This is a genomic window from Brevibacterium aurantiacum, assembly GCF_003932995.1.
Classification (GTDB): domain Bacteria; phylum Actinomycetota; class Actinomycetes; order Actinomycetales; family Brevibacteriaceae; genus Brevibacterium; species Brevibacterium aurantiacum.
In genome coordinates this window covers 134,271-154,347 of record NZ_CP025333.1, presented here as the reverse complement: position 1 = coordinate 154,347, position 20,077 = coordinate 134,271, and the positions used below count along the sequence as shown (strand labels likewise).

Annotated in this window: 18 protein-coding genes and 1 other annotated feature; of the genes, 7 read left to right on the top strand and 11 right to left on the bottom strand. The window is 65.3% G+C overall.

The window, feature by feature from the left end:
- Positions 1 to 50: 50 nt before the first annotated feature.
- Positions 51 to 389: a helix-turn-helix domain-containing protein gene (locus CXR25_RS00690; protein ID WP_170934010.1), complete on the bottom strand. Its 339-nt coding sequence runs from the start codon at positions 387 to 389 to the stop codon at positions 51 to 53.
- Positions 386 to 1,504: a tyrosine-type recombinase/integrase gene (locus tag CXR25_RS00685; RefSeq protein ID WP_087053551.1), complete on the bottom strand. Its 1,119-nt coding sequence runs from the start codon at positions 1,502 to 1,504 to the stop codon at positions 386 to 388. The genes CXR25_RS00690 and CXR25_RS00685 overlap by 4 nt, the downstream gene beginning before the upstream one ends.
- Positions 1,505 to 2,125: 621 nt before the next feature.
- On the opposite strand from CXR25_RS00685, the gene CXR25_RS00680 reads away from it, so the two are divergent.
- Together CXR25_RS00680 and CXR25_RS00675 are read left to right on the top strand one after the other, a co-directional pair.
- Positions 2,126 to 2,437 carry a transposase gene (locus CXR25_RS00680; protein WP_125240281.1) on the top strand — a complete coding sequence of 104 codons (312 nt, stop codon included), beginning with the start codon at positions 2,126 to 2,128 and terminating at the stop codon, positions 2,435 to 2,437.
- Positions 2,398 to 2,514: a sequence feature (AL1L pseudoknot), on the top strand. (Overlaps the previous gene by 40 nt.)
- Positions 2,428 to 3,357, top strand: a complete 930-nt coding sequence (locus tag CXR25_RS00675) for an IS3 family transposase (RefSeq protein WP_114385263.1) — start codon at positions 2,428 to 2,430, stop codon at positions 3,355 to 3,357. It overlaps the preceding feature by 87 nt. Before CXR25_RS00680 ends, CXR25_RS00675 begins: the two co-directional genes overlap by 10 nt.
- Before the next feature lie 352 nt (positions 3,358 to 3,709).
- Here CXR25_RS00675 and paaZ read toward each other — a convergent pair whose 3' ends face one another.
- On the bottom strand, positions 3,710 to 5,746 hold the full coding sequence (paaZ, locus tag CXR25_RS00670) for a phenylacetic acid degradation bifunctional protein PaaZ (RefSeq protein ID WP_009882050.1): 2,037 nt from the start codon (positions 5,744 to 5,746) through the stop codon (positions 3,710 to 3,712).
- Positions 5,747 to 6,016: 270 nt separating this feature from the next.
- Between paaZ and CXR25_RS00665 the strand changes: the two genes are divergently transcribed.
- On the top strand, positions 6,017 to 7,369 hold the full coding sequence (locus tag CXR25_RS00665) for an MFS transporter (RefSeq protein WP_069599183.1): 1,353 nt from the start codon (positions 6,017 to 6,019) through the stop codon (positions 7,367 to 7,369).
- Between the two features lie 141 nt (positions 7,370 to 7,510).
- A complete protein-coding gene (locus CXR25_RS00660) occupies positions 7,511 to 8,521 on the top strand; it encodes a threonine/serine dehydratase (protein WP_069599182.1) in 1,011 nt (336 codons plus the stop codon).
- Positions 8,522 to 8,539: 18 nt separating this feature from the next.
- On the opposite strand, the gene CXR25_RS00655 is transcribed toward CXR25_RS00660, so the two are convergent.
- The 3 genes from CXR25_RS00655 to CXR25_RS00645 all read right to left on the bottom strand — a co-directional run bounded on the left by CXR25_RS00655 (position 8,540) and on the right by CXR25_RS00645 (position 10,384).
- A complete protein-coding gene (locus CXR25_RS00655) occupies positions 8,540 to 8,728 on the bottom strand; it encodes a hypothetical protein (RefSeq protein WP_009882047.1) in 189 nt (62 codons plus the stop codon).
- Positions 8,729 to 8,798: 70 nt separating this feature from the next.
- The gene (locus tag CXR25_RS00650) at positions 8,799 to 9,602 is read right to left on the bottom strand and encodes an ABC transporter ATP-binding protein (protein WP_241212359.1); all 804 of its coding nucleotides are present in this window, start codon (positions 9,600 to 9,602) and stop codon (positions 8,799 to 8,801) included.
- 200 nt (positions 9,603 to 9,802) lie between these two features.
- A complete protein-coding gene (locus CXR25_RS00645; protein ID WP_125240280.1) occupies positions 9,803 to 10,384 on the bottom strand; it encodes a dihydrofolate reductase family protein in 582 nt (193 codons plus the stop codon).
- Between the two features lie 107 nt (positions 10,385 to 10,491).
- Between CXR25_RS00645 and CXR25_RS00640 the strand changes: the two genes are divergently transcribed.
- Positions 10,492 to 11,382, top strand: coding sequence for an IclR family transcriptional regulator (locus CXR25_RS00640; protein ID WP_096157896.1), 891 nt, complete (start codon positions 10,492 to 10,494; stop codon positions 11,380 to 11,382).
- Between the two features lie 110 nt (positions 11,383 to 11,492).
- Here CXR25_RS00640 and CXR25_RS00635 read toward each other — a convergent pair whose 3' ends face one another.
- Positions 11,493 to 12,407 (bottom strand): LysR family transcriptional regulator, encoded by a 915-nt coding sequence (locus CXR25_RS00635; protein WP_125240279.1) that lies wholly within the window; start codon positions 12,405 to 12,407, stop codon positions 11,493 to 11,495.
- A 74-nt stretch (positions 12,408 to 12,481) separates the two neighbouring features.
- Here CXR25_RS00635 and CXR25_RS00630 point away from each other — a divergent pair, with 74 nt between their 5' ends.
- Positions 12,482 to 14,059, top strand: coding sequence for an aminotransferase class I/II-fold pyridoxal phosphate-dependent enzyme (locus CXR25_RS00630; RefSeq protein ID WP_241212358.1), 1,578 nt, complete (start codon positions 12,482 to 12,484; stop codon positions 14,057 to 14,059).
- Between the two features lie 104 nt (positions 14,060 to 14,163).
- Positions 14,164 to 15,153 carry an Ldh family oxidoreductase gene (locus CXR25_RS00625; RefSeq protein WP_125240277.1) on the top strand — a complete coding sequence of 330 codons (990 nt, stop codon included), beginning with the start codon at positions 14,164 to 14,166 and terminating at the stop codon, positions 15,151 to 15,153.
- 10 nt (positions 15,154 to 15,163) lie between these two features.
- On the opposite strand, the gene purU is transcribed toward CXR25_RS00625, so the two are convergent.
- From purU to CXR25_RS00605, 4 genes are all read right to left on the bottom strand, one after another.
- The gene (gene purU / locus CXR25_RS00620) at positions 15,164 to 16,018 is read right to left on the bottom strand and encodes a formyltetrahydrofolate deformylase (RefSeq protein ID WP_009883823.1); all 855 of its coding nucleotides are present in this window, start codon (positions 16,016 to 16,018) and stop codon (positions 15,164 to 15,166) included.
- Positions 16,019 to 16,117: 99 nt separating this feature from the next.
- Entirely contained in the window at positions 16,118 to 16,798 is a 681-nt protein-coding gene (locus CXR25_RS00615; RefSeq protein WP_009883822.1) for a sarcosine oxidase subunit gamma, read from the bottom strand.
- A complete protein-coding gene (locus CXR25_RS00610) occupies positions 16,791 to 19,736 on the bottom strand; it encodes a glycine cleavage T C-terminal barrel domain-containing protein (protein ID WP_125240276.1) in 2,946 nt (981 codons plus the stop codon). Before CXR25_RS00610 ends, CXR25_RS00615 begins: the two co-directional genes overlap by 8 nt.
- Positions 19,733 to 20,065 (bottom strand): sarcosine oxidase subunit delta, encoded by a 333-nt coding sequence (locus CXR25_RS00605; RefSeq protein ID WP_009883820.1) that lies wholly within the window; start codon positions 20,063 to 20,065, stop codon positions 19,733 to 19,735. The genes CXR25_RS00610 and CXR25_RS00605 overlap by 4 nt, the downstream gene beginning before the upstream one ends.
- Between the last annotated feature and the right edge of the window lie 12 nt (positions 20,066 to 20,077).

Genomic DNA, 20,077 nt, shown 5'->3' with positions numbered 1-20,077 from the left:
TGATCCGGTCAGTCGCTCGCATCGGATGCAGACCGGTGCCCGGCGTGCATTCACTCGTCGACGCCGTCGGGCCTGCGGATCACCGCCCGGATCGGACGGATGGATCCGATCTTCGGGCCGCCCTCGTTGTGCGTGCCGGTGCGGGCCGCCCGCTGCTCGGCGACGACCGGCACGATGAGATCGTTCGGGGTGCAGCCCAATGCGTCGCAGAGCGCGACGAGTACCTCGGTGTTCAGGCGCTGCGGGGTCTTCGTCACGAGCCGGTAGACGTGCTCTCGGGTCAGGTGAATGCCGCGTTCTTCCAATAGCGGCATCAGTTCGCTGGTCTGGAACATGCCACGGTCGGCCATGACCTGCCGCAGATTCCACTGCATCTGGATCGTCCTCATGATGGGCTCGCCTCCTCTTCGGTTCGGTAGACCCTGGCAAGAGCGGCCTGCAGGGTCTTGTTCTTGAAGTCGTTGGACACCGAGGTGTAAATCGCGGTCGTCGACCCCCAACGGTGCCCGACCTGTTCGGTGACGAAGTGCTCCGGGTAGCCGAACTCGATCAGATGGGTCACATACGAGTGCCGCAGGCAATGCAGGGTCAAGTGCTCTTCAAGGCCGATCTCGCTGCGTGTGTCGGCGAAGAGTTCATCGACGTGGCGGACACTGACCCGGCTGCGCCGCTCGGTCAGCCAGAGTGCGGCCTGGTTGCCCGCCTCGAACAGGGGCAGCCCCTCTTCGACCCATTGCCGCAGACCATTGACGGCCCAATCGAACTCGGGAACAGCGAGAACCGTGCGGCGCCTCGGCAATGAGCCTTTCATCGCTTTCCCGAACCGCACATGGATCGACCCATAGGTGCCCCAAGCTCGCATGTGCGGGTTCGGACGCAGATCGGGCAAGTCCAGGCGCACGAGCTCGTTGCGCCTGAGCCCGAACCCATAGGTCGTCTTGATCATCGTCGCGTCGCGCCACGCGGCAAGCGACCCTTTCCGGCCGAGGCGCACGATCTGCTCGATCCGTGTATCGAGCCAGTCGAAGAGATCCTGCAACTCCCGATACGTCAGAGGGCGACGTTGCGGTCTGCCCTCGTACTCGTTCAGGTGCGCGACCGTGTTCCATTCATTGCACACCTGCACCGGGAATGTGCCGAAGCGATCCTGACATTGTACGGGCCATTCGTAGCGTGCATCGGTGACGTAGTCGCAGAACATGCGCAACGTGAGGTGGTAGCCGCGAATCGTCGATACGGCGAGTCGATCCGCGCCGCACGTCAGCGACACCGTAAAGTCCTCCATATCGCCCGGTGTCCACTCCCACGGATACTGCTCGGTGAAGTCCTGAAAGCGCCGGATGAGCCGCTCACGATCCCGCAAGGTCGATTGGCCGAGCTGACGCGAGAGCTGCTGCCGGGTCCAGCCTGCGACCATTGCCTCGAACACGGCCGCTCGCTCGTTCAGATGCGCCACCCCGGGTACCAGCATCAGCCGCGCTGAACCAGGGAACTCGCCGACCATGCACCACCCCCGGTCGTTACCTAAATCTCACGATGTGACTTTTACGGTAAAAAAACCGAAGAGGTGCAATCGGCGCAAGGGTTGTCGATCGAGTCGATCGACAACGTCGCGGTCAACACTGGTCTGGGATGTGACTTCTGATGCAATAAATCCCGCTCAACCGTTGATTGCCGATCGTGTGTGGGAGATCTTGAGCACTGGGAATCAGGGAAACTCGGCGGGCTCCTCAAATGGCACGAAGCGGTGAAATCGGCAGACTCTGCTCGCATCGACACGAGGCTCGTGTGGGCACGCGGTTCTGCGGATGGCCCCGTACCTGCTGGGTGATCCTGTTCGTCGCACACGGCGGCGAACAGACCCCGAACAGCAGGGAGCCCCCGTCATGCCAGACCCCACACCGCCGCCCGCCGAGCGCCTGACCGAACTACCCGCGCCCGTGTTCGCCGATGACCGGGCGACGCTCTACCTCGGGGACGCAGTCGAACTCCTCCCGCTCCTACCCACGGCCAGTATTGACGCGCTCGTGACCGACCCTCCGTACGGGTTGAGCTTCAACGGGCAGTCCTGTGAATCGCCCCGGGGATAATAGAGGCAGGGAGATTGGAAGAAGGAGATTCTCTCATGCCAGTGAAATACACCGACGAACTCAAGGCTCGCGCCGTCGAACTCGTCATCCATGCTCAAGCTGACCCCGAGACAGCGAACGGGGCAATCACCCGCGTCGCGAACGAGCTCGGGCTCAGCAAGGAAACCCTGCGAGTCTGGGTGCGCAAGCACAAGGACTCCGGGAAGGCTACGCCGACGGAGTCTGTCGACCTAGAGGCTGAGAACCGCCGGCTACGTGCCGAGCTGACTGAAGCCAGACGGGCGAACGAGATCCTGAAGAAGGCCTCGGCTTTCTTCGCGGCGGAGCTCGACCGCCCATCAAAGTAATCGTTGCCTTCATCGACGAGAACAAACACGAGTTTGGAGTCGAGCCAATCGTGCGCGCCCTGAAAGGGACTGCTGCACGGATTGCTGTGAGCTCGTATTACGCGTACAAGTTGCGTGAACCCTCAGCCCGGGCCCTGCGGGACCGGGAACTGTTGGTCGTCATCAAAGACGTCTATGAGGCGAACTACTCGTGTTACGGGGTACGCAAGATGTGGAAGGCGGTCAACCGTGAGTACGGTGACCGGTTCGGCAACATCGCCCGGTGCACCATCGAGCGGTTGATGCGCCAGCTGGGCATTGATGGGATCCGTCGGAGGCGGAAGCGTCCGAAGACGGCCTCGGCCAGGGCCGAGGAATGCCCGGACGATCTCGTTGAACGCGAGTTCGAAGCGGACGGGCCGAACTGTCTCTGGGTCGCTGACATTACATATGTTCCGACGCGGTCTGGGTGGGTGTATACGACGTTCATTCTGGATGTATTCCATCGTGAGATTGTGGGTTGGCAGGTGACGAACCATATGCGCGAGTCCTTGGCCAGGGATGCGTTGACGATGGCTTTGGCTGCGAAGTTCCGTGCTGGCGAAGATGTATCGGGGCTTGTCCACCACTCGGATCGTGGCGTTCAATTCCGATCGATTCGCTATGGCGAGACCCTTGCCGAATCGGAGGTCGTGGCTTCGGTGGGGTCCCGTGGGGACTCGTATGACAATGCCATGGCTGAGGCACTGAATTCGGTTTATAAGGCTGAATTGATTGATCGTCGTGAGTGGTCAGGGTTGATTGAGGTCATGGCCGAGACGTCGAAGTGGGTGTCTTGGTACAACCAGGACCGGCTGCATTCAGCCATTGCTTATCGGCCGCCGGTCGAAGTTCATTCTGAATGGATCAACCAGAGTGATACCGAGTCGGTGGCTGCTTAGATAACCAGGAAAATAGCCCTCTATGAAACCCGGGGCTTGACAGACCTGCGCACAGAGATGCCGCCCGAACGCTGGCGGTCGCTGGTCGAAGAGGCGAACCGACGTGAGTTGATTGGCGCCCGCGAGGCCCGACTATTAGACATGGCACAGCGTGCACGATGAGCACACCACCCAGCCGCTCGATGTCACATTGAACTCATCGGCCATGTTCGCCCTGTTTCACGCACTCACAGCGCAAACGGTTGGTAAGTTCGCCTCGACCGCTTGCAAAATTTCGAGACGAATCTACCAACCGTTGGCCTCCGCGCGCGAAACCGGGCGCCCGCGGCCTCACTGCGGGTGCGTGTCGCTCCTACTCCTTCGCAACCAGGGTGAGCACGTCGTACTTCGCCACGGGTTCGTCGTTCTGATTGACGACTTCGGCATCCCAGCGGACCTCGCCGTACTCATCGGTCTCACGCGGGGTGATGCGCTTGGCGGTCAGCGTGACCTTGAGCGAATCCCCTGGTGAGACCGGTGTGATGAATGTCAGTCCCTCGAGGCCGTAGTTCGCGAGGACCGGGCCGGGGTCCGGCTGGACGAAGAGACCGGCGGCGAAGGACACGATGAGGTAGCCGTGCGCCACGCGTCCGGGGAAGAACGGGTTCGCGGCCGCAGCCTCCTCGTCGGTGTGGGCGTAGAAGGTATCTCCCGTGAACTCCGCGAAATGCGAGATGTCCTCGAGCGTGACGGTCCGGCGCTCGGATTCGAGGGCGTCTCCGACGCGCAGATCGGCCAGAGTCTTCGTGAACGGATGCTGCCCCGTCCGGCGCTGCGCTCCGGCGACCCATTCGCCGCCGATCGCGGTGAGCATGTCGGGCGAGGCCTGGATCGCGGTGCGCTGCATGAAGTGCTCGACGCCGCGCAGTCCGCCCATCTCCTCGCCGCCGCCGGCGCGTCCGGGGCCGCCGTGGATGAGGTTGGGCAGCGGCGAACCGTGCCCGGTCGACTCTTCGGCATCATCGCGGTCGAGGACGAGGATGCGCCCGTGCCAGGGGGCGACCTGGCGAACGAATTCGGTGGCGAACTCGGCATCGTGGGTGACGACCGAGCCGACCAGGGAACCGCGCCCGCGAGCGGCGAGACGCACAGCCTCGGCGGTGGAGGAATAAGTAATCAGCGAGGTCACCGGACCGAAGGCCTCGACGTCGTGGACGGCATCGACCCAGGGATCGTCGGCCTGGAGTACGGTGGCTGCGACATAGGCCCCGCCGAGGTTCTGCGCCAGTTCGTCGGAGGCCTCGCGACCGCCGGTGAGGACGTGGGCCCCCGCCGAGGTGATCTCATCGATGGCATCGAGAACGTCGTTGCGCTGCTTGTCAGACACGACCGGTCCCAGCCGTGTCGACTTCTCACGTGGATCGCCGACACCTTGGGTCTCCAGCTTCGCGAGGAGTGCCTCGGCGACGGCTTCTTTGTGCTGTTCGGGCACGAAGGTGCGGCGGATCGCGGTGCACTTCTGGCCGGCCTTGATGGTCATCTCGGCGACGACGCCGGAGATGAAGAGGTCGAATTCCTCGGTGCCGGGGGCGGCATCGGGTCCGAGCAGGGAAAAGTTCAGGGAGTCCGCCTCGGCGAAGAAGCGGGTGCCGCGATCGCGCACGCAGTCCAGGCCGCCGAGGTGCTTGGCCGTATTCGCAGAACCGGTGAAGGCGATGGCGTCCTGTTCGGCCAGATGGTCGAAGAGCGGAGTGACGTCACCGGCGATGAGCTGGATGGCACCATCAGGCAGCAGACCGGACTCGACCATGTCGGCCACGACGGCGCGGGTCAGGTGGGCAGTGTCGGTGGCGGGTTTGACGATGACGGGGACACCGGCGACGAACATGGGGCCGAACTTCTCGAGCATGCCCCAGACGGGGAAGTTGAAGGCGTTGATCTGGAGTGCCAGACCCTGCCGGGAGGTGAGGATATGGCGGCCGACGAAGGTGCCGTTCTTCGACAGGCGCTCGATTCCTCCGTCGAGGTGGACCGTGGAGTTGGGCATCTGCCGACGTGCCACGCCGGAGTAGGTGAAGAGGGTGCCGATGCCGCCTTCGATGTCGACGAATCCGTCACGCTTGGTCGTGCCGGTGGTGAACGAGATCTCGTGGTAGTCCTTGGCCCGCTCCATGAGGTAGGCGCCGAGCTTCTTCAAGATCACGCCGCGCTGGTGGAAGGTCAGCTTCTGCAGTTCCGCGACGCCGGTGGTCCGCGCGTACTCGTCGACGGCGGCGAAGTCGATGCCGGACGAGGAGACGTGGTGGGTCAGCTGCCCGTTCGTCGCGTCGTGGACGGCTCGGGCGCCTTCGGGGCTCCCGCTGGGGGCGTGCCAGTCGCCTGCCACATACGAACTGAGGATCTCGGTCATATCGTCTCTCCCTGGTCGAACTGTGTCTCCCGGTGCACGGCGGCCATTATCGGCCCCGCTGCCGCTTCCTGACAGCAATACTAACCAATCGGTCGGTTATTGTCATTGCCCGGCCCGGCAGGTGACACCGATCACCATGTGCACTATGCTCGAAGACAATTACTGACCATTCAGTCACCTGCCCGAACGCGCCGGCGATCACTCAGAGTCGAGGACCACCGCGTACGCCGCACCGTGTCGCACCACATCACCCCCCGGGAGAGATCTCTCATGTCCACAGCTTCGCCCGCAACGGCAGCCCCCGCCTCGATCACCCGCGAGGAACGCCGGGTCCTGGCCGGAACCCTCGTCGGCACCACCATCGAGTGGTACGACTTCTTCATCTACGCACAGGCCGCCGGCCTCATCCTCTCCGTCCAGTACTTCGGCCCGCTGGCTTCGGACAACCCGGCCCTCGGACAGATCATGGCCTGGGCCTCGCTGGGAATCTCCTTCCTGTTCAGGCCACTGGGCGCGATCATCGCCGGCCACCTCGGCGACCGCATCGGACGCAAGAAGATGCTCGTCCTCACGCTCATCCTCATGGGCCTGGCCACCTCACTCATCGGGCTCCTGCCCAACTATGCGGCCATCGGAATCGGCGCACCCATCCTGCTCACGCTGCTGCGGATCCTGCAGGGCTTCTCCGCCGGCGGCGAATGGGGCGGTGCTGCACTACTCTCCGTCGAACACGCACCGGTGAACAAACGCGGGCTCTTCGGCGCCTATCCGCAGATCGGCGTGCCCGTGGGCATGATCCTCGCCACCGGCGTGATCTGGATCCTGACCACGGTTCTCACCACCGAACAGTTCGCGAGCTTCGGCTGGAGGATCCCGTTCCTGTTCTCCGTCGTCCTCGTCATCGTCGGCTATTACATTCGCCGCCAGGTCGAAGAAAGCCCGATCTTCGCCGAGCTGGCCGAACGTAAGGCCGAGTCCTCAGCACCGCTGTCGACGCTGTTCAAGAAGAACACCAAGGAGGTCGTCCTCTCCGCTCTCATCTTCATCGGCAATAACGCCGTGGGCTACATGATCATCGCGTTCTTCGCCGCCTACGCCTCGAGGCCCCTCGATCAGGGCGGCTCCGTCGGCCTCGACCGGGCACCCGTGCTTCTGGCCACGACCTTGGCGAGCTTCGGCTGGCTGGTCTTCACGATGTGGGGCGGTGCGCTCTCGGACAAGTTGGGACGCGTGCGCACCTTCCAGATCGGCTATATTCTCCTCATCCTGTGGCTGGTCCCGACGTTCCTCATGATCGATCAGGCCAACATCTGGATGTACGGCATCGGCATCTTCGTCCTCACCGTCGGCATGGGCCTGTCCTACGGTCCGATGTCTGCGATGTACGCGGAGATGTTCCCACCCCAGGTCCGTTACTCCGGCGTCTCGATCGGCTATGCCCTGGGTGCGATCCTCGGTGGTGCCTTCGCGCCGACGATCGCCGAGACCCTGCTGGCTCGGACCGGCTCCTCACTGTCGATCGCGGCCTACATGATCGTCGTCTGCATCATCTCGCTCATCGCCGTCAGCCTGGTCAAGGAGACCAAGGGCGCGTCCCTGGGCATCGTCAAGCACACAAGCTGAACGCGCATAGCCCGTAGGGTGGCATGCCCGTAGGGTGGGGGTCGGAACCGATCACTTTTGGTGCAGCAGGCCAGTCTGCAGACTGGCTCGTTGCATCAAAAGTGATCAGCCTGTCCATTCTCACCAACTGAGGAGGCTCCAGTGACGCAGTTGTCCTACCCCGATATCGAAGCAGCGGCCGCCCGGATCGCCGGTCGAGTGCGTCCGGTGACGGTGGCCTCCGCCCAGCCCGGCCAGGCACCCGCTGCGCCGACGCCGACGGCCGCGACGTGGAGTGCCCCGCCAAGCAGCGACCCGGCTGGTTCGGGAGTCCACTTCGCTCTCGAATTCATGCAGTACACGGGATCGTTCAAGGCCCGCGGAGCGCAGAACTTCATCCAGACCCACTTGGCTGAAGGCACTCTCCCCGATGCCGGTGTCACGATCGCCTCGGGCGGGAACGCGGGACTGGCCTGCGCGTGGGCAGCTCGCGATGCCGGGGTTCCGGCGACCGTGTTCCTGCCCGAGAATGCGCCCGCCGTCAAGGTCGAGCGGCTGCGCGGCTATGGCGCCGAAGTGCGTCTGATCGGTTCCGAATTCGCCGAGGCTGACCTGGCCTGCGAGGAATTCGTCAAGTCTTCAGGGGCGCTGGCTTCACACGCGTACGACAATCCGCTCATCGCCGCCGGTGCTGGGACGATGATGACCGAGATCCTCTCTCAGATCCCTGACCTCGATACGATCGTCGTCTCCGTCGGCGGTGGGGGTCTGTTCGCGGGCGTGGCCACGGCTGCGACGTTCCATGGGGTGCGCACTGTCGCCGTCGAACCGCGGAACTGTCGGGCGTTCAATGCTGCTTTGGAGGCGGGCGAACCCGTGGACGTGCCGGTCGATTCGGTGGCCGCGGACTCTTTGGGTGCCCGGAGAGCCACTCCCCTGGCGGTGGCTGCCGCGCAGAGTGACCTGGTCACCTCGGTGCTCGTCGACGATGAGCAGATCGTCAGCGCCCGGCGTCACCTGTGGAGTGAGCACCGTCTGGCGCTTGAACATGCGGCGGCGACGGCGCTGGCGGGAATCCACGGCTCTGAGGACTCAGGCGTCTACGTGCCGGGACCGGACGAAAAGGTCTGCGTCGTCCTATGCGGGGCGAACACCAGCCTCGGCGATCTCTGAAGAACGCAGAGTTCGGCGCTAGCTGCGCTGCTTGTCCTTCGACCTGAAAGCCTGTTTGATCAGGGCGAAGATGGCGACCGCGACGACGAGGGCGATGATCGCCTTGACGAGGAACCAGGCGATCGAGAACGCGACGTTGACGACCCACCACGCGATGATGATGGCGATGATCGCGCCAACGATGCTCCATACGGTACTCATCTTCATGCTTCAAGACTAAGCCGCGTGGTCTGAGCGCGCAATGACGCGCGTCACGGCTGCCCCGGAACATGAGCCTCTACACAGCCACAGCCCGTTGCCTAATCGCCCGGGCAGACCACCGTTCATCGGCGAAGCCGACTTCGATCGGATGCTCGAAGGCCGCACTGACCTTGTCAGTCGTGAGGACCTCGGCGATTTCGCCTGACGCGGTGAGGCGACCGTGGGAGATGAGCATCGCGTGCGACGTGGACTCCGGGATCTCCTCGAGATGGTGGGTGACCAGGAGCGTCGTCAGCTGCGGTGAGGTCACGGAGAGCGAGTCGATGGTCTCGAGCAGCTGCTCGCGGGCGGCGACGTCGAGGCCGGTGGTCGGCTCGTCGAAGAGCAGGAGCTGCGGATCGGCGATGAGCGCCCGAGCCACGAGCGCACGTCCTCGCTCCCCCTGGGATAGGACCTTCCAGCCGGCGTCCGCACGGGAGGTCAGCCCCACCTCGGCGATGAGATCATCGGCCTTCGCGATCTGCTCGGCACTTGCCTCCCAGCGGAAGGGGCGCTCGACCGTGCCGGTCAGCCCGGTCAGGACGACGTCGCGCACGGACAGATTCGAGCGCAGCGGATGGCGCGGATTCACGTGACCGATGTGGCGACGCAGAGCCTGAAGCTCGACGCGGCCCATCCTCTCGCCGAGGATGCCGACCGTGCCGGACGTCGGGAACACCTGCGCCGAGGCGAAGCTGAGGATCGTCGACTTCCCGGCTCCGTTCGGCCCGATGAGGACCCAGTGCTCGCCCTGACCGATCGCCAGATCGATGCCGTGGAGGATCTTCGTCTCCCCACGTCGGAACGTCACATCGTCCAACTTCAGGACCGTCTTTGCCACGTCGTCCACACTCTCTTCCCACATCGAGATCGCTCGGCTCCGCTCGGGAGCCGGCTCCGTCAGGGAGCCGTTGTCGATTCTAGATCCGGGCCTCGCCGAGGTGGTCCTCCCCGGACACACCCATGTTCCACATCCTGGATCGCTGAGTTGGGGACCGGGGCTGCCGCGCAGCCACACTGCCCTGGCCAGCGCGGAAGAACTCAGTGCAGGGTCGGCCGGTAAACGAGTTCCTGGGTTCTTCCGTCGAGCAGAGTGGAGTCGAGAAGTTCGAGATCGAAGTCCTGCGTCCCCGCGAAGATGGGCTGGGCGCCCGTGCGCCCGGTGATGACCGGGTAGATCGTGACCTGCAGCCGGTCGACGAGCCCTGCCTCCATAAGCGCCCGGTTCATCGACAGGCTGCCATGCGAGCGGATCGGGACGTCGGATTCCTCCTTCATCTCCTCCACCACGTCAACCGCGTCACCTGCGGCGACGACTGCGTTGGGCCAATCGAGCGGCTCGCTCAAAGTCTGTGAGATGACGGTTGCCGGGCAATTGCGCATGGCGGTGACCCAGGGGTCGAGCACGTCGGTGTAGATGTCGGATTCCGCGAGCATGCCGACGAAATCACGGAATGTCTGGGCCCCGAAGACCATTCGAGTGTCCGCGTTGTAGAGCTCCAGCCGATGGTCGAGGAGCTCCGGGCCCTGCTTGCCCCAGTACCCTCCCCAGTCGCCGTCGGGACTGACCGAGGCGAACCCATCGAGGCTCGAGAACACGTCGAACGTATATGTGGCACTCATGACTGCTCCTCACAGAGCGTAGACAATGAATTCAGTGTGCGCTCCCCTGGCAGCGATGACCAGACCCACCTCCAGCAGACGAAGCCGCGCGGGACCATAATGGAGGCATGCACAACGGCGGCGACCCTCAAGACGAACACCGGATGAAGATGCGCGGGAAGATCCTGCGCCGCTCCGCATCGTTCAACGTCGCCCACGCCGTCGACGACCTCGAACCCGGCACCGGGGCCCAGAGCATCCAGCGAGCCCTGACCCTGCTCAACCTCGTCGGCCTCATTGCTGGCGAGCGCAGCAACGGTGCCAGCCTGTCCGAGGTCGCCTCCATCAGCGGCCGCCCCAAGGCCAGCGTCCACCGCATGCTCCAGGCGCTCATCGCCATGGGCTACGTCGAACGCCTCGACGAGGGCGGCTACCGCCTCGGCGTGCAGTCTCAGATTCTCGGTCAGCTCGCCCAGAAATCGGTCGACCCCCTGGTCACCGAGTCGGAGTCGAGCCTGCTGCGCCTGGCCGAACTGAGCCAGGACACGGCCTTCCTGACCCTGCGCACCGGCAGCTATTCGATCTGCGCCCGTCGCGAGGAGGGCTTCGGCGAGATCCTCAACAATGCTCTGTCCGTGGGTGATCGCCATCCGCTGGGCATCGGCGCCGGCAGCCTCGCGATCCTCTCCGAGCTCTCTCCCGCCGAGGTGGACGCTCAGTTCGAGGCCAACGCGCAGATCTTCGCCGAGCGGTACCCCAAGGTGTCCATCGCAGCGCTGCGCGACATCATCGACCGCGCCCGCGTCGACGGCTTCGTGCACAATCCGGGCCTCTTCGCCCAAGGCTCATGGGCCGTGGGCGTGCCGCTGAAGGTCCGCGGCAGCCGATCTCGCGCAGCCCTGTCGATCGCCAGCGTCCCCGACCGCGTCACCGGCGCCCGCGTCGAACGACTCGTCGCCCTGCTCCGCCGCGAGGCCAAGACGATCGCCGAGGCGCTCAGCGACCACGCAGATCCCTGACCAACTCGCCATCCCCCGCCGCACCGCGCTCAGGCTCGGATGGAGGAACTTTTGGTGTGGCATCGACAGCTGATCTCACACCAAAAATTCCTCGATTGCCGCCAGCCCGCTCACTCCGACGAGGCGGCCCCCAGTCGCGCGGCCACCGCACCGAGGATCTCCCCCAGCCACCCCACCGCGGCCGGGTTCGGCCCGGGCCTGGTCACGAAGGAGACCCGACGCTGGCCCAAGTCCTGCTTGGCCGGCCTGAGAACGACGTCGAAGTCGGTGTCCACGGCCACCTCGGTGGTCAGAGCGCAGCCGAGACCCTCGGCCACGAGCCCGTGGATCATGTAGAGGTCGTCGCTGCGCATGAGTTCGCGCAGTTCGTATCCCAGTCCCCGGGAGATGCGCCGCAGCACCCGCACCGAGGCCTCCGCTTCGTTGTGGCTGAGCACCCAGTCGACGTCGCTCATCGTTGCGAAGTCGAGAACCTCGTGGGCTGCGAGCTCCCCATCGCGGGAGACCATCACCCGGTAGGGTTCGTCCAGCAGGGTCCGCAGCCGCAGCTCGGGGCCCGCGAATTCGGGCAGTTCGGGGATGTCGTAGATGAGCCCGGCGTGGACCTCGCCGCTGTGGAGCATCCGCACCACCTCGCTGGGTTCGGCCTCGACGACCTCGACGCGCACGGAGGTCCGCTGCTGGAGTTCGGCAATCGCGGCGGGCAGCAGCCGTGAGCCGATCGAGGAGAAGGAACCGACGCGCAGGGACACGACACCGGCATCACGCTGGGCCGTGACAAGCTGCTCGGCCCGGTCGATGCGGGCAAGGACCGATTCGATCTCCTCGGCGAAGGACTCCCCGAGCGGTGTCAGCCTCGTCCCGTTGCGGGAGCGATCGACGAGCTTGATCCGCAGATGGGATTCGAGGGTGCGCAGATGATGGGTCACGGTCGGCACCCCATGGTCGAGCACCTCGGCGGCCCGATTGAGACTTCCCTCGTCCCGAATGGCCAGGAGAACACGGAACTGCTGCAGATTCATCATGATATAGACACTATGACACTGTGGACGATTTCTTGCTATATCCTAGGCGACCAATGATCCCTAGTGTGGGACACATGCTCGCTGACACACATCTGCACCCAGACTCCGCGACCCGCACCGCGACAACCCCCGCGCCCACGCAAGCGAACACCGCCATCGACCCCCGCCAACACACCGCACCCTATGCCGAAGCCCTGCGGTCCCTGGCCGCCGAGGACTGGCAGCGTCTGCACGTGCCCGCTCATCAGGGCAGTCCTGATCATGCCCCGGGCCTGGCCGAGGTCGTCGGGGAGGCCGGCATGAGCATCGACTTCCCCATGCTCTTCAGCGGCGTCGACCAGGACAACTGGCGCATGATCAACCATGATCGCGTGACTCCGATCATGGCCGCCCAGCAGCTCGCCGCCGAGGCCTGGGGTGCTTCGCGGACCTGGTTCATCACCAACGGAGCATCGGGCGGCAATCACATCGCCACGACCGTCGTGCGGGGCCTGGGCCGCGAGTTCGTCCTCCAGCGCAGCGTCCATTCCTCCGTCATCGACGGCGTCACCCATGCCGAACTGCGCCCTCATTTCGTCCACGGCCGCGTCGATCCCGGGCTCGGCTCCTCCCACGGCGTCACCCCGGCCGAGGTCGACTTCGCCCTGCGTGAGCACCCGAACTCCGCCGCCGTCTACCTCGTCTCCCCCAGCTACTTCGGTGCTGTCGCCGACATCGCCGCCATCGCCGAGGTGGCCCACCGCCACGATGTTCCCCTCATCGTCGATGAGGCCTGGGGCTCCCACTTCGGCATGCACCCGAAGCTGCCGGTCAACGCAGTGCGCCTGGGCGCCGACCTCGTCATATCCAGCACTCACAAGGGTGCAGGCTCCCTCGCACAGTCGGCGATGGTCCATCTCGGGCACGGACCGCAGGCCAAGCGCATCGAGACGCTCGTCGATCGGGTCGTGAAGTCCTATCAGTCGACCTCCTCGAGTGCGATCCTACTGTCCTCCCTCGACGAGGCACGTCGTCATCTCGTCACCCACCCGGAGGCGATCGAGACGGCCCTGGACACGGCCGAGGAGATCCGCACCCGGGTCAAGAACGACACCCGGTTCCGCGATGCGACTCCCGACATCCTCGGCGGTCATGATGCGATCGACAACGATCCGTTCAAGGTCGTCATCGACACCCGCGGTGCCGGAATCACCGGGTCCGAGGCCCAGTATCAGCTCATCCGGGACCATCGGATCTACTGTGAGCTGGCCACTCCCTCGGCGCTGCTGCTGCTCATCGGCGCGACCTCGCCCGTCGACGTGGATCGCTTCTGGACGGCTCTGCAGGAGCTGCCGCGCCCGGAGGCCGAGCCGGAGCGTCCCATCGTGCTGCCCGGCAGCTGCCAGAAGCGTCTGGACATCAGCGATGCCTACTTCGCCGAGTCCCAGACGGTCCCCTTCGCCGAGGCGGTCGGCCGGGTTTCCGCGGATTCTCTGGCCGCGTACCCGCCCGGTGTGCCCAATGTCCTGCCTGGTGAGGTGCTCAGCGCTGAGGTCGTCGACTTCCTCCGTGCGACCGCGGCGGCGCCCTCGGGCTATGTCCGTGGCGCCCAGGATTCGCGCATGGACACTTTCGCCGTCGTGGCTGAGCCGAGCTCAACTGACCTCAACTGACCTCAGCTGAGCCGAGCTGAACTGACCCGAGCCGAGCTGAGCCGACCCTTGGGCGGCAGTCCCACCAGCGAATACGCGCGTGGCACTGCGGTACCGTGGAGAATATGCCCGCCTCCGACGATTCGCCCACCGTTTCCCTGCCCGCGACCGAGCTTGAGCGCCTCTGCACCTCGACGATTCTTGCCGCCGGAAGCTCGGAGAAACTGGCGAGGTCACTGGCAGCTGCCACGGTCGCGGCGGATCGGCGCGGCAAGATCCAGGTCGGCACGGCGCACCTCTTCGACTACCTCGACGGGCTCGAGGCCGGTCGGATCAACGGTGCTGCCGTTCCGCACTCGGTCAACAGATTGCCGGCGGCCCACCTCGTCGACGCCGACGGCGGCATCGTCCAGCTCGCCTTCGACGAGGTGTTCGATCGCTTCGCTCAGTCGGCGACGGATCTGGGCATCTCGATCCTCAACATCATGAACGCGTTTCCTGCCGGCGAGCTCGGCTACTACACGATGCGCTTGGCCCGTCGTGGACTCATCGCCCTTGCCGGAGGGAACTCCCCGGCGCTGATGTCGCTCTTCGGCAGCCGCGACACGGTCACCGGGACGAACCCGCTGTCCTTCGCGCTCCCTCACCCGCAGGGGCCGCGCATGTTTGATCAGGCCAGCAGCGCGACGGCCTGGGTCAACATCCGTGATGCGGCCGACCGTGGCGAGTCGATCCCCGAAGGGTGGTCGCAGGCACCAGATGGGACTGCGACGACGGACCCCGAGGCGGGCCTTGCCGGCTCACTGCTTCCCTTCGGTGGGGTCAAGGGCAGCAATCTCGCGCTCATGATCGAACTCCTCGCCGCCCACGGGGGCGCGAACTTCTCGGTGGATGCACCACCCATCGATGAGGGTACGACGACTCCCGGGACCGGTCTCTTCGTCATCGCCATCAGCGCTGATGCCTTCGACCCGGAGTACACACTCCGGGTCGAAGAGCACCTGGCCAGACTCGATCGCGAGTTCGGAATCGACTTCGGACGCAAGCGCGATGACGCAGTCATCGACCTGCCCGGGGACCTCCACACCGCGCTGCTCGAGCGCGCCGCTCGCTAGATCCGCAGCCTCACCGCAGGACGACAGTCCTCTTCCCGGCGAGGAACACGCGGCCGTCGCAGTGCCACTTCACGGCGTTGGACAGGGCCTTGCACTCGGCGTCACGGCCAGCGGCCACGAGGTCCTTGGGGCCGAAGGAGTGGTCGACCTCGACGAGCTGCTGGGCGATGATCGGGCCCTCGTCGAGTTCGCTGTCGACGAAGTGTGCGGTCGCCCCGACGGTCTTGACTCCCCGCTCCCATGCCTGGTGATAGGGCTTGGCGCCCTTGAACGAGGGCAGGAACGAGTGGTGGATGTTGATGGCCTTGCCTGTCAGCTCCCGTGCCAGGTCGTCGGAGAGGACCTGCATGTAGCGGGCGAGGACGACGAGGTCGATTTCGAAGCGGTCGACGAGTTCGAGCAGCTTCGCCTCCGCCTCCGGCTTCGTCTCCTTGGTCACCGGGATGCGGAAGAACGGGATGTGGTGCCATTCGACGAGTTCACGGTGGTCGGGGTGATTGGACACCACGGCCGCGATCTCGATGGGCAGCTCACCGACCTGGGCGCGGAAGAGCAGATCGTTGAGGCAGTGCTCGAACTTCGAGACCATGATGAGGACCCGACGCTTCTCCCCCTCCGGCCACAGCTTCCACGACGCCTCGAAATCGGTGCCGATGCCTTCGAAGTCCGCGCGCAGTGCCTCGATCGCGCCCTGCGACTCGTCCTGGAGACTGAAGTCGATCCTGAGGAACAGACGCTCGGTGTACTGATCGTCGAACTGCTTGAGCTCCTTGATGTCACCGCCGTGAGTGAGGAGGGCTCCGGTCACGGCGTGGGTGATTCCCGGCCGTTCGTCGCATTCCAGGGTGAAGACGTAATCCTGCATATCCACTGCTTCCTTGCTCGATGGGTGTACTCAATCATTGGTTGAGAGGCTCACATTGGTCACCTTCAACCGCCCGTCACCTTCAACCGCCCGTCACCGTCAGCCGTTGCTGAGGAACTCCGCCATGCCGTCGAGCAGCCACCGGACCGCGAAGTCTGCGAAGCTCGCCCGCGGGTAGACCCGGTACTCGAGTTCAGCCGAGTGATGGAGGATGACCGGCACCGGCCCCATCTGAGTCGAGATCGCCTGGCCGACGCCGAAGGCACGCGGGTGCAGATCCGCGCGCACGCTCTTCTCCAGCACCTCACGGGCCTTCACGCCGGTGAGTTCGAGGATCGTGCGGTTGGCCGAGAGATCCACGGCCTGCCCGGGCAGTCCCTCAAGGGCCGCCTCGGCGACGAGGGTCTCCCCCGGTCGCTGCCGCCGGGAGACGTCGACGGTGAGGAATTCGTCGGGGCTCAGCCACAGGGTGTGCAGGCCGGCCTCGTCCCCGGTGACCTCGCCGACCCGACCAGGCAGGGTGATCCCAAGAGCAGATTCGAGCGCCTCCGCCGAGGCTGTTCCCGGGGTGGCGCGCAATCCGAGCTGGACAGCGAAGCTGCGTTCCCGCAGGCCAACGGCCTGCCCGCCGAGTTCGGTGGCGCGGGCCATGTCCTCGCCGAGGTGGGCCGCCGGTGAGGTACGCAAGCTATCGAGCACCTCGGCGTCGGTCTCGAAGCTGTGCTGCGCAGTGGAGGACTGGGTCTGACTCTGCTGGGTCGTCTGTGTGGTGTCAGCCATCGCGGCGGTTCCCTTCTGGATCGTAGAAGACGGGTGAGGTGATCTCGACGTCGACGAGTGTCCCGCCGACCGGGGACTGGATGATCTCGCCGGTCCGGTTCCGGCCGTTCTCGACCATCGCCAGGCCAAAGGGCCTGTCCATGCTCGGTGAGATGTAGGACGAGGTGACGTGCCCGATCATCGGGACCGGGCCCGCCTCTGGGGTGATCGGTGTGCCCGAGGTGATGAGCTGAGCACCTTCGGCCAGACGGGTCGTGCCGTCGACGGGTAGGACCCCGACGAGGTGCTTGCGGTCCTCGCGTGCCGTGTCGATGCGCGAGTAGGAGCGTTTGCCGATGAAGTCCTTGAGCTTCGAGACGATCCACTCCATGCCGGCATCCTGTGGGGTCACGGTGCCGTCGGTGTCCTGACCGACGATGATGAAGCCCTTCTCCGCGCGGAGGACGTGCATGGTCTCGGTGCCGTACGGGGTGATGTCGAACTCAGCACCCGCCTCGGCGACGGCCTCCCACACGGCCAGACCATAGAAGTTCTCCACATTGATCTCGAAAGCGAGCTCACCGGAGAACGAGATGCGGCAGATGCGGGCCGGAATCCCGCCCGCCAGGGTCGTCTCCCGAAAGCCCATGAACTCGAAGGCCTCGTTGGACACATCCAGGTGCGGGGCGAGCTTGGCGATGACCTCGCGGGATTTGGGTCCGGCGACCGCGACGGTCGACCATTCTTCCGTCACCGAGGTGAAGACGACGTCGAGCACGGGCCATTCGGTCTGGTGCCATTCCTCCAGCCATTCGAGGACGGTGGCCGCGCCTCCTGTCGTCGTGGTCATGTAGTAGCGGTCGTCTGCCACGCGCAGGGTGACGCCGTCGTCGAAGACCATGCCGTCGGGTTTGCACATGAGTCCGTAGCGGCCCTTGCCGACCTTGAGCTTGGCGAAGCCGTTGGTGTAGATCTGGCCGAGGAACGCACCGGCGTCGGTGCCGCGGATCTCGATCTTGCCCAGTGTCGACGCGTCCTGAAAGCCGACGGATTCGCGCACGGCCTTGCATTCGCGCAGCACCGCCGCGTCCATGTCCTCCCCGTCCTGCGGGTAGTACCAGGGTCGCTTCCACTGGCCGACGTCTTCGAATTCGGCACCGTGGTCGACATGCCAAGGGTGGATCGAGGTGATCCGGGCCGGGTCGAAGAGCTCGCCCTTGCGTCGTCCGGCCAGTGCCGCGAAGGGCACTGGGGCAAACGGTGCGCGGAAGGTCGTGTGCCCGACTGCGCCGAGATCCGACTCCCCCAGCACCGTCGCAATGGCACCGATGGCGTTGACCGCGCTCGTCTTGCCCTGATCGCCACTCGTCGAGATCGAGGTATAGCGCTTGATGTGCTCGACCGAGCGCATGCCCGCGTCCATCGCCCGCTGCACGTCGGCCACGGACTGGTCGCGCTGAAAGTCGATGAAGTGCGTGGTCAGCGCCGTGTGATCATCATCCGCCGAGGTGACCAGCCACAGTGGGCGAGCCGGCGCGTAGGTCATCGGCTCGGCCGCGGGAATGTCGAGCGGACCGGCGAAACCGGTGCGCTTCGCGGCCGCATGCCCGGCCTCGGCGCCCTGTTTGAGAGCTGCCTCGAGCGAGTAGTCGCCGTTGACTGCGCCGACCGTGAACTGATCGCGCACGGGCCTGCTCGGGACGAAGGCAGCGATGTCTTTCCGCCACTCGATCGGCCCCTTGCGCTGTCCGTGCAGGTGGATCACGGGTGAGAATCCGCCGGCCACGGCCAGCAGGTCCACGTCGATGACCTCGGGTTCACCGGTGGCCACACCGTCGACGTCGAGCCCCGAGACGGTGACCTGGCTGATGCGTCCGGCAGGCCCCTCACCTGCGGTGCCGCTGACCGCGGAGCCGAGGATGAGCCGGGTTCCCGTGTCCTGGGAGACCCGTTCTGCCATCGCCGAGGCGGTGGTGCGGGAGTCGATGATCGCCGGCACCTCGATTCCTGCCGCGTGTAGATCAGCCAGCAGTTCATAGGCAGAGTCGTTCGTCGCGGCGATCGCGACGGACTTCCCGGCGGCGACGCCGAAGCGGTTGAGGTAGGTGCGCACGGCTGAGGCGAGGATGATGCCCGGACGGTCGTTGTCGGCGAAGACGATCGGTCGTTCGTGGGCTCCGGTGGCCAGCACGACCTGCTGGGCTCGGATGTGCCAGACCCGTTGGCGTGTGCCGGGGCGGGACCTGGTGCTGCCCTGCGCACTCTCTCCTCCGTTTTCGACGAGCTCAAGGGTGCGGTCCTCGAGGGCGACGAAGTAGTTCGAGTCGTAGCTGCCGAACACGGTCGTGTTCGCTCGGTACGTGAGTTCCTCCGCCTCGGCGAAGGAGGCAACGGTGGACGCGATCCACTCGCTCGCGGGCACACCGTCGATGGTCTCTGACGAACTCGACAGCAGCGATCCACCGGGGGCGGCTCTGTCATCGAGCAGCAGCGTCCGGGCCCCGGTCTTTCCGGCCTCGCGGGCGGCGGCCAGACCGGCGGGTCCGGCACCGATGACGAGCACGTCGGTGTGCACGTGCTTGTGCTCGTAGACGAGTCCATCCTGACCTGGGTCGAGAATGCCCAGCCCTGCCAGGTAGTCGGCTTCGAGGCCTTCGGTGATGGGCACACGGGTGGCCGGCAGCATGGATTCGCTGACGTCGCCGGGGATGCGACCCTTGACGCGGACCAGGGCGTTGGACTCTTCGATTCCGGCGCTGAGGACGCCGCGCGCCCGGCCCAAATAGGTCGAGTTGCCGCAGTCGATGCGTCCGGCGGCGATGAGGGCGCTGGCGATCGTGTCCCCGGCGAAGCCCGAGTACTGCGTTCCTTCCACGCGGAAGCTGACGGGTCGCGTGCGGTCGATGCCGGTGGCGTGATCGAAGCGGGGCGAACCGGACGGATGGGTGGAGTGCGTCATCGGACTCCTCCTGCAGAATCGGCGGTGGACGGGGACTGTGGAGCAGCCTCGGCGAGGGTGTCGGGTCGGGGCTGGCCCATGGGGTAGATGGTGGTGAAGTCGTAGGTGACGGTGTCGCGGATGGCGTTGAACCATTTGCGGCAGCCGAGGCTGTGGCTCCATCGTTCGGCATAGGCGCCGCGGTCGTTGTCGCGGTAGAAGAGGAATTCGGCCCACTCTCTGTCACTGAGTGCGTGAGGGTCGGCCGGGTAGGGCACGTGTGCCTGGCCGCCGTAGTGGAATTCGGTTTCGTCGCGTGGCCCGCAGTTCGGGCAGCTGATGAGGAGCATGGCTGATCCTTT